The organism is Actinotalea ferrariae, from assembly GCF_019733465.1.
GTDB lineage: Bacteria > Actinomycetota > Actinomycetes > Actinomycetales > Cellulomonadaceae > Actinotalea > Actinotalea ferrariae_A.
The window spans coordinates 1-8,031 of the sequence record NZ_JACVQL010000182.1; the positions used below are offsets into that span (position 1 = coordinate 1).

General features: G+C 73.6%; 11 protein-coding genes. 6 read left to right on the forward strand and 5 right to left on the reverse strand.

What is annotated here, in order from left to right; translation table 11 throughout:
* The 6 genes from ICW40_RS14305 to ICW40_RS14330 all read left to right on the forward strand — a co-directional run.
* On the forward strand, positions 1-982 hold a 982-nt coding region (locus ICW40_RS14305), incomplete at its 5' end, for a dihydrolipoamide acetyltransferase family protein (RefSeq protein WP_221654694.1).
* Positions 983-1,101: 119 nt separating this feature from the next.
* A complete protein-coding gene (locus ICW40_RS14310) occupies positions 1,102-1,416 on the forward strand; it encodes a type VII secretion target (RefSeq protein WP_221654695.1) in 315 nt (104 codons plus the stop codon).
* Entirely contained in the window at positions 1,413-2,648 is a 1,236-nt protein-coding gene (locus tag ICW40_RS14315; protein WP_221654696.1) for a hypothetical protein, read from the forward strand. The genes ICW40_RS14310 and ICW40_RS14315 overlap by 4 nt, the downstream gene beginning before the upstream one ends.
* On the forward strand, positions 2,648-2,887 hold the full coding sequence (locus ICW40_RS14320) for a hypothetical protein (protein ID WP_221654697.1): 240 nt from the start codon (positions 2,648-2,650) through the stop codon (positions 2,885-2,887). Before ICW40_RS14315 ends, ICW40_RS14320 begins: the two co-directional genes overlap by 1 nt.
* A 7-nt stretch (positions 2,888-2,894) precedes the next feature.
* The gene (locus tag ICW40_RS14325) at positions 2,895-3,353 is read left to right on the forward strand and encodes a SitI3 family protein (RefSeq protein WP_221654698.1); all 459 of its coding nucleotides are present in this window, start codon (positions 2,895-2,897) and stop codon (positions 3,351-3,353) included.
* A gap of 41 nt (positions 3,354-3,394) precedes the next feature.
* Positions 3,395-3,712 carry a hypothetical protein gene (locus ICW40_RS14330; RefSeq protein WP_221654699.1) on the forward strand — a complete coding sequence of 106 codons (318 nt, stop codon included), beginning with the start codon at positions 3,395-3,397 and terminating at the stop codon, positions 3,710-3,712.
* A 15-nt stretch (positions 3,713-3,727) separates the two neighbouring features.
* Here ICW40_RS14330 and ICW40_RS14335 read toward each other — a convergent pair whose 3' ends face one another.
* The 5 genes from ICW40_RS14335 to ICW40_RS14355 form a co-directional block, all read right to left on the reverse strand.
* Positions 3,728-4,549, reverse strand: a complete 822-nt coding sequence (locus tag ICW40_RS14335) for a hypothetical protein (RefSeq protein WP_221654700.1) — start codon at positions 4,547-4,549, stop codon at positions 3,728-3,730.
* Positions 4,546-5,544: a VWA domain-containing protein gene (locus tag ICW40_RS14340; protein WP_221654701.1), complete on the reverse strand. Its 999-nt coding sequence runs from the start codon at positions 5,542-5,544 to the stop codon at positions 4,546-4,548. Before ICW40_RS14340 ends, ICW40_RS14335 begins: the two co-directional genes overlap by 4 nt.
* The gene (locus tag ICW40_RS14345; RefSeq protein ID WP_221654702.1) at positions 5,541-6,581 is read right to left on the reverse strand and encodes a VWA domain-containing protein; all 1,041 of its coding nucleotides are present in this window, start codon (positions 6,579-6,581) and stop codon (positions 5,541-5,543) included. Before ICW40_RS14345 ends, ICW40_RS14340 begins: the two co-directional genes overlap by 4 nt.
* On the reverse strand, positions 6,578-7,072 hold the full coding sequence (locus tag ICW40_RS14350) for a hypothetical protein (protein WP_221654703.1): 495 nt from the start codon (positions 7,070-7,072) through the stop codon (positions 6,578-6,580). Before ICW40_RS14350 ends, ICW40_RS14345 begins: the two co-directional genes overlap by 4 nt.
* A partial coding sequence (locus ICW40_RS14355; protein ID WP_308121817.1) for a DUF58 domain-containing protein occupies positions 7,059-8,031 on the reverse strand: 973 nt, incomplete at its 5' end. The genes ICW40_RS14350 and ICW40_RS14355, both read right to left, overlap by 14 nt.

Consider the following 8,031-nt stretch of genomic DNA (forward strand, 5'->3'; position numbering starts at 1 on the left):
GCCCGCGACCACCCCGCGCCCCGCAGAGGCGCCGGCGACGCGGGCGCCGTCGTCGGACGGCCGCAGCGAGGAGCCGCGTCAGATCCTCGCCAAGCCCCCGGTCCGCAAGCTCGCGCGCGACCTCAACGTCGACCTCGCGACCGTGCGCGCCACGGGCCCCGGCGGCATCGTCACGCGCGAGGACGTGCTCGCGCGCTCGACGGCGAACGAGGTCAAGCCGCTCGCGACGTACGCGGCCGACGACCAGCCGTGGCTCGCGTCGGGCACCGTGACCGACGACGGCCGCGCCACGCGCGTGCCCGTGCGCTCGGTGCGCAAGCGGACCGCCGAGGCGATGGTGTCGAGCGCGTTCACGGCGCCGCACGTGTCGGTGTTCCACACCGTCGACGTCACCAAGACGATGCGGCTCGTCGAGCGCCTGCGCGCCGACCGGGAGTTCGCCGACGTGCGCGTGACGCCCCTGCTCGTCGCGATGAAGGCGCTGCTGCTGGCCGTGCGCCGGCACCCGGAGATCAACGCGTCCTGGGTCGACGAGTCGCAGGAGATCGTCTACAAGCACTACGTCAACCTCGGCATCGCGGCGCAGACCCCGCGCGGGCTGATCGTCCCCAACATCAAGGACGCGCACCGCCTGAGCCTGCACGACCTCGCCCTCGCGCTCGCCGAGCTCACCGCGACGGCGCGGGCCGGGAAGACGCAGCCGGCGGACATGAGCGACGGCACCATCACGATCACGAACGTCGGCGTCTTCGGGATCGACAGCGGCACCCCGATCCTCAACCCGGGGGAGTCCGCGATCCTGGCGTTCGGCGCGATCCGCGAGCAGCCGTGGGTGCACAAGGGCAAGATCAAGGTCCGGCACGTCACGCAGCTGGCGCTGTCGTTCGACCACCGCCTGGTCGACGGCGCGCTCGGCTCGCGCTTCCTGGCCGACGTCGCCGCGGTGCTCGAGGAGCCCGGCCAGGGCCTGGTCTGGGGCTGACGTGCCGCAGGATGCGCACCACTTCTCCTGCTGACCTCCACCGACCGTACGACGGCGACCTCTGGCCGCTTGGTGCCGCGCCCCGCTACTGTCGCGGCAGTCGTGTCCCAGGGGGTGGAGTGAGCGAGTTCGAGGTCGACACCGAGGTGCTGCTGGCGCACGGTTCGCGGTTGTCGATGGTGACCGACGCGGTCGCGCTCGCGCAGGACGCGGCGAACCAGGTCGACCTGCACGACGGCGCCTTCGGGCTCCTCTGCGCGTTCCTCCCCGGCTACGTGAACACGGCCGAGGTCGAGACGGGTCAGGCGATCGGCGCCGCGCGGGACACGCTCGACGCGATGGCCGACGGCGTCGTCGCGATGGCGAACGACTACCGGACGACCGACGACGGCGTCCGGGGCCGCATGGGCTCGATCGCCGGAGCGCTCGGGTGACCACGAACCCGCTGGTCGCCGGCCCGGTCGACACGAGCTCCGCGCTGGGCGGCACGATGCTGCTCGAGTCGCTGTACGACCTCTCGCGGGCGATCGAGTCCGAGGACTGGCTCGCCGCCGGGCTGTCGGGGCTCTCGACCGTGCTGGACACCGCGGCCGCCGTGATGGACCCGCTGGGCCAGCTCATCGCCGCCGGGCTCGGCTGGCTCATGGAGCACGTGGAGCCGCTCAAGGGCTGGCTCAACGACCTCACCGGTGACGCCGGCGCCGTGCTCGGGTTCGCCGGCACCTGGGACAACATCGCGACCCAGATGGGCACTGCGGCGGGCGACCTCGACCACCTCGTCGCGGCCGACCTCGAGGGCATGCGCGGGCAGGGGATCGAGGCCTACGCGCGCTACGCGTCCGACTTCGCCGAGCACATGCGCGCGATCGGCGGCTCCTCGACCGCCGTGGCGAACGGCCTGCGGACGTGCTCGACGATCGTGCAGGTCGTCCACGACCTCGTCCGCGACGCGCTCGCCGAGCTCGTGGGCGCCGCGATCTCCTGGGCCGCGCAGATCGTGTTCACGGTGGGCCTCGGGACGCCGTGGGTGATCTCCCAGGTGGCCACGCGCGTCTCCTCGCTGGTCGCGCGCGTCAGCTCGAAGGTCACGGGTGTCATCACGTCGGCGCGTGCGCTCGGTGAGCTCGTCGACGCGCTCAAGGCCGCCATCCGCAGCCTCGGCGACAACCTCCGCGGTGCCCGCCCCGGCTCGACGCACAGCCCGTCCGGACCCGACGGCCCCACCCCGCCGATGCAGCACACCGGCGGTGCCTACCGGCCCCGACCCGCGTCCGACATCCGCGCGGAGGAGTGGGCCGACCGCACGTACGACGCGTTCCGAGCGGATGCCGACCTGGCCGCGGACATCGCCCGGAACAACCCCGACCTCGACCCGGACGACGTCCGGCGGGCCCTGCGCCACGTCCTCGAGGACGAGCACCTGCTGGGCACGGACTACGGGACGCCGTACCGCGGACGGTTCGACTCGAACCCCGACATGGCGGAGGCGTTCCTCAGGCTCCGATCAGGCGATGCGACGCCCGCGGACCGCCTGCTGATCCGCCACGAGATCGCCGAGTCGGCCTACATGCGCAGCCATCCCGGTGCCTCCTACGCCGAGGCCCACGCTCACGCCAACTCCGTCGCCAACTGGCAGGCGGCCATCGACAGACGTGGAGGACGCTGATGGCGGCGGTCGCCTACGGCAGCAAGGTGCACACCGACGACGCGACGGTCCGCTACACCTTCAGCGTCGACCCCGCCGTCCCCGAGGGCGAGGTCGTCATCCCCGTCGACGACGTGGACGGCTGGCGCGTCGACGGGCGCGAGGACAAGCCCTCGGCCGCCCGGTACGTCGTCATGAAGGCGTACCGCGAGTGGTCGCGGACCGGTGAGTGGCCCGAACGGGTCGCCTTCCAGTCCTGAGCCCGACGTGCTCGACTACCCGACGGCGATCGCGACGACGCGGGACCCGTCAGCGATCCGGAGCGAGCTGAGCACCGCCGTCGTGCGAGCCACGGCCGAGCTCGCCGTCCCGGAGGATGTGCTCTCCGCAGCCGTCTCCGAGCTCACGAGCCCTGTCTCCGCCGAGCTCTACTCCGACCTGCTGGGCATGCCCGCGACCTGCAGGGTGACCTTCCATGTGGACAACAAGGCGACGGGTGACGACACGTACCTCGCCGCATACCCGGCGATGGGGCTTGCGGCGATTCGCCTGGGCGAGGTGCTCGACGCCGAGATGTGCCTCACGTTCCAGCTGGATCGCGTCGTCATGCGGCGGCGTGGGGGCAGTGTGGTGCTGTACGACTGGTTCCGCTGGTGGTCGTCGCCCGAGCTCGCGCCCCGGCTCGCCAGGAACAGCACCATGACGTCGGACGACGGTCGGATCTAGGCGACGGCCGGGGTCGACCGGCCGGACGACGAGGGGAGACCATGGCCGGAGTCGTGTTCCTGCCGGACAGCCGCACCTGGACGTCGTCGTCGTCCGTCTTCTCCTGGATGCTCGACGTCCTCGCCCCGCGCGCTCGTGACCCCGAGCTCGTGAGCGAGCTCCGCACCGTGTCCGACAACAACCTCGGGGCGCTCGACCTGGCGGACATGCCGGCGGCGTGCCTGGCGGAGCTCACGGCGCTCGTCGCGCAGCTCCCAGCCATCGGACGCGAGGAGCTCCCGGACACGCCGGCGCGGCCTGTGATCGTCGAGCAGCTCGTGGAGCTCGCCGAGATGCTGGGGGACGTACCCCCTCGGTGACCCGAGCAGCGGGGCTCACCAGTTCTTGGTGCCGCTACCGCCCTGGTCGCCCTGCTCCTCCTGGCGCTGACGCTCGGCCTCGGCCTGCGCCTCCTCGTTGCGCTCCAGCAGCTCCTGCTGGCGCTTCTCCTCCTCGGACTGGCCCGTCTGGTCCTCGGGCTGCTCGGGCTGCTCCTCGTCCTGCGCCTGCTGCTGCTTGTCCTCGAGGCGCTCCTGGGACTCGGAGTTCTCCTGCTGCTGCTCCTGGTCCTGCCCCTCGGGCTCGCACGCCGCGCGGGCCTCCTGCGCGGCTGCGTAGTCGCGCTCGGCCCACGCCGCGTACTCCTGCGCCTCGACGCGGATCTCCTCGGGCGTCGCGTCCCCCCACGGCACGCCCGGCGGGTACGCCTGGCCCTGGTCGACGTAGCCCTGCGCCTCGTCGGCCCAGTCGTTGCGGGTCTGCGCCTCGGCGAGCTCCTCGTCGCCCAGCAGCTCCATCGCGATGGCGTAGTTGATGAGCACCATGCACTGGATCTCGGGGTCGTCCTGCGGTGCGAGCTCGAGGGCGTCGGTGAGGTAGAAGCTGCCGAGCTGGGCGTCCTCGCCCTTGGTGAACGTCGTGCCCAGGTCGAACGGCGCCTTCCACTGCTCGACCGGGTCCGTGCTCTTGAGCCACGTGAACCCGAGCGCGGCGCTGCCGATCTGCCCGTCCGCGTACTGCCCGCGCGCGACCGCGGCGACCACGTTCATGAGCGCGAGGTGCAGGCCGAGGACGAGGACCGTCAGCCAGACGGGCAGGGTCGCCCACAGGAGCCAGCGGCGGCGGACGCGGCGACGGTGCTCGAGCGGTGTGGTCATGACGCCCTCCGGCGGCGCAGCGGGGCCCACCCGCGGGCGGTCGTCCAGGCCTCGACGCCGAGCAGCGCGGCCACGACGAGCGCGAGGGGCCACGTCACGGCCTGCCACAGCTCGGTGTCGCGCCGCCCGTCGGAGGCGATCTCCTCCGGGTCCAGACCCTCGACGAGGCCCGCGACGTCGTCGGGGCCGGTCCGGTGCACGTAGGGGACGCCGAGCTGCTCGGCCACGGCCTGCAGCGCGGCCTCGTCGATCCTCGAGACGGCCTGCTCGCCGGTCGCGTCGTCGACGATGTACGGGGCCTCGGGGTCGGGCTCGAGCGCGCCGTCGTACGAGCGCATGGGACCGCCCTCGGCCGTGCCGTAGCCCAGCACCGCGCCACCGTCGACGAGGTCGGCGACCGCCTCGTACGACGCCGGCTCGCCGTCGGTGGTCTGCTCGCCGTCGGACAGGAAGAAGACGAGGCGCACGTGACCCGGGTCCCGCTCGGCCGCGCCGACGAGCGCGCGCTGGAGCGGCTCGAGCGGCCGGTCGACGAGCGACCCGGACGAGAAGGCCGTGATCTCCTGGCGCGCGGTCTGCGCCCACGAGCGCACCGCGCGCGCGTCCGTGGTGAGCGGGAGCTGGCGGCTCGCCTGGCTGTCCCACGCGATGATCGAGTACCGAGCGCCCGGGACCGCCGCCACGAGGCCCGGCAGGTCGTGCCGCATGCCGTCCAGCCGCGGCAGGCGCTCGTCGGACCAGTCCTCGGCCGCCATCGAGCCGGTGCGGTCCACGACGAAGAAGACGTCGACGGCGACGCCCAGCTGCTCGTCCGTCGTCGTCGGCACCGACGGCCCGAGCCCGATCGCGGTCACGGCCGCGACCGCGCCGGCCCGCACGAACCAGCTGCGGCGCACGCCGCCACGCGCGTGGAGCGCCTCGCGCACGGCGAAGACCAGCGCCGGCAGCAGCACGAGCAGCAGGATCCACACGGGGATCAGGGGTCGCAGCGTCATCCGCCCACCCGCCGTCGCAGGACGAGCAGCAGCAGCAGCCCGACGACCAGCAGCACGAACCACGGCAGCGGCCGGTCGGTGACGATGCGCTGCGGGTCGGCGTCGAGCGCGACCGCCTGCTCCTCGGTGACGTCGCGGATCACCTCGGCGACGGCGCCGGTGTCCTCGGCGAACCACGACATGCCGCCGGCCTCCTCGATCGCCGTCGTGAACTCCTCGTTCTGCGGCGAGCCGCGGAGCATCTCGTCGCCCCCGTACAGGCCGTAGAGCGTGACGTCGCGCTCGGTGACCACCTCGACGGCCTGGGGCAGCGTGTAGACCGGCTCGCCGTAGGGGTCGTTGTCGGTCGCGAGGATGATCGAGCGGGAGCGGTCGGTCGCCTGCTCGTCGAACAGCAGCGCGCAGCTCGCGAGGCCGTCGCCGATGAGCGACGCCTGCGCGGGCACGCCCTCCGTGCCCGCGACGAACTCGAGCAGCGGGTCCAGGCCCTCCCACGTCAGCGGGTCGAGCGGGTCGAACGCCTCGATGTCGAAGCGCAGCGCCTGCTCCGCGATCTCGAGCTCCTCGAGGACGAGCGCGTAGTCGTCCGTCAGCGGGAAGACCGTGCGCGACGTCGAGTTGAAGACGGACAGGCCGATCCGCTCGCCGTCGAAGCCCTCGACGAGCTTGCGGAACGTCGAGACGATCTCGGAGTCGAACGGCACCATCGACCCGGAGACGTCGAGGCACAGCACGATGTCCCGCGTGCCGAACGTGTCCGTCCGCGTCTCGCGGTCGACGGGCCGTGCGACGAGCGCGGCGGCGCCGACGACGGCGAGCACGAGCGCGCCCGCGGTCGCGCCCCGCAGCACGGTGTACTCGCGCAGCGCACGGCGGACCTCGGGCAGCTCCTCGAGGCCCTCGGTGTGGGCCACCCAGCGCGCCGCCGCCCGGTCCTCACGGCGCGTGCGCCACGCGAAGAACGCCACCGCCGCGACGGCGAGCAGCACCGCGGCGAGCGCCCACGGCCAGACCATGCCCCACTGCGTCGACGTCACCACTGGCTGATCACCCGCCGCGCGCCGGCGATCGCCTGCTCGGTCGAGGCGCCGAGCGCGCCCGACCGCGCGAAGGCGGGCCGGTAGTACGTCTCGATGAGGTTCGCGAGGCGGCGCGTGCCGTCCACCCGGCGCAGGTCGCTCAGCGTCAGGACGCGGGTGTCGACGCCGCGCCGCACCGACCCGAACTCGCGGACCACGGCGCTGAGCTCGAGGTGCAGCGCGCGCGCGTCGAGCTCACCCGCCGCGAAGCGCGCCTCGACCGCGTCGACCTTGGCGAGGTAGACGGGGCGCACGGACGCGTAGGGGTCGTCGTAGGGGCCGAGCCGGCGCTGGGGCGGCGCGGGCGGCGGCGCGTCGTGCTCGGGCCGGCGTCGCGTGTACCGCACTGCCCAGACGACGTACCCGATGGCGAGCGCCACGAGCAGCACGCCCAGGACGGGCACCCACCACGAGTACAGGACCGGGTCGTTGAGCTCATCGACGGGCACGGTGGCTCCTGTCGAGGAGGGAGATGAGCGCGGGCACGACGTCCTCGGTGCTGCCGACGACGACGTCGTGCACCTGGAGCCGGCGCAGCGCCGTCGCGCGTCGCGCCGACCGCTCCGCGCGCGCCGCCGCGACCGCCTGGGCGACGTCGCGCCGCCCCTGCAGCCAGGCGGGCACGGCCCAGCCGTCCGCGACGTCGCGCGTCGCCCCGGGCGCGGGCTGGAACGGGTCGGCGTCGGCGACCGCGATGACGAGCACCTCGTGGTGCAGGCAGACCGTCTTGAGCGCGTCGTGGTGCTCCGGGGCAGGGTTCGCCTCGTCCGTGACGAGCACGACGAGCGAGCGCCGCGTGAGCGCACCGACGCGCGTGAGCAGCCGCCCGACGTCGGACGGCGGTGCTTCCACCTCGAACGCGCGCTCGACCGAGCGCAGCAGGAGCTCGAGGTGGGCCGTGCCGGCGCGCGGCGGCAGCTGCGTCATGCGACCCGAGTCGGCCGCGACGAGCGCCACCCGGTCGCCCCGGTCGCGCGCGAGGTAGGCGACCAGGGTCGCGGCGTCGAGTGCGACGGCGCCCTTCGTCTCGCCGCCCGCGGCCGTCGCGGCCATCGTGCGCCCGGTGTCGATCGCGAGGACGAGGCTCAGGTTGCTCTGCCGGACGAACCGGCGGATGACCGGGATGCCGGCGCGCGCGCTCGACTTCCAGTCGATGTCGCCGACGTCGTCGCCCGGGCTGTAGAGCGACAGGTCGTCGAAGTCCTGGCCGTGGCCCTGGAGGATCGAGCGGTGGCGGCCGTCGAGCAGCCCGGTCGCGCGCTTGACGAGCGGCAGCTCGAGGCGTGAGCGCAGGTGCGCGAACCGGGACGCCGAGCGGCGCGGCGCCGAGGTCGTCGGGGCCCACGGCGCCGTGCCACCGCCCGGGTGCGCCGGTCCTGGACCGGCCCAGGCACGCGGGACCTGCGCC

Bases quoted from the DNA above. Each gene is read 5' to 3' on its own strand.
- ICW40_RS14335 (WP_221654700.1), bottom strand. From the start codon at position 4,549: ATGACCACACCGCTCGAGCACCGTCGCCGCGTCCGCCGCCGCTGGCTC.
- ICW40_RS14330 (WP_221654699.1), top strand. From the start codon at position 3,395: ATGGCCGGAGTCGTGTTCCTGCCGGACAGCCGCACCTGGACGTCGTCG.
- ICW40_RS14340 (WP_221654701.1), bottom strand. From the start codon at position 5,544: ATGACGCTGCGACCCCTGATCCCCGTGTGGATCCTGCTGCTCGTGCTG.
- ICW40_RS14320 (WP_221654697.1), top strand. From the start codon at position 2,648: ATGGCGGCGGTCGCCTACGGCAGCAAGGTGCACACCGACGACGCGACG.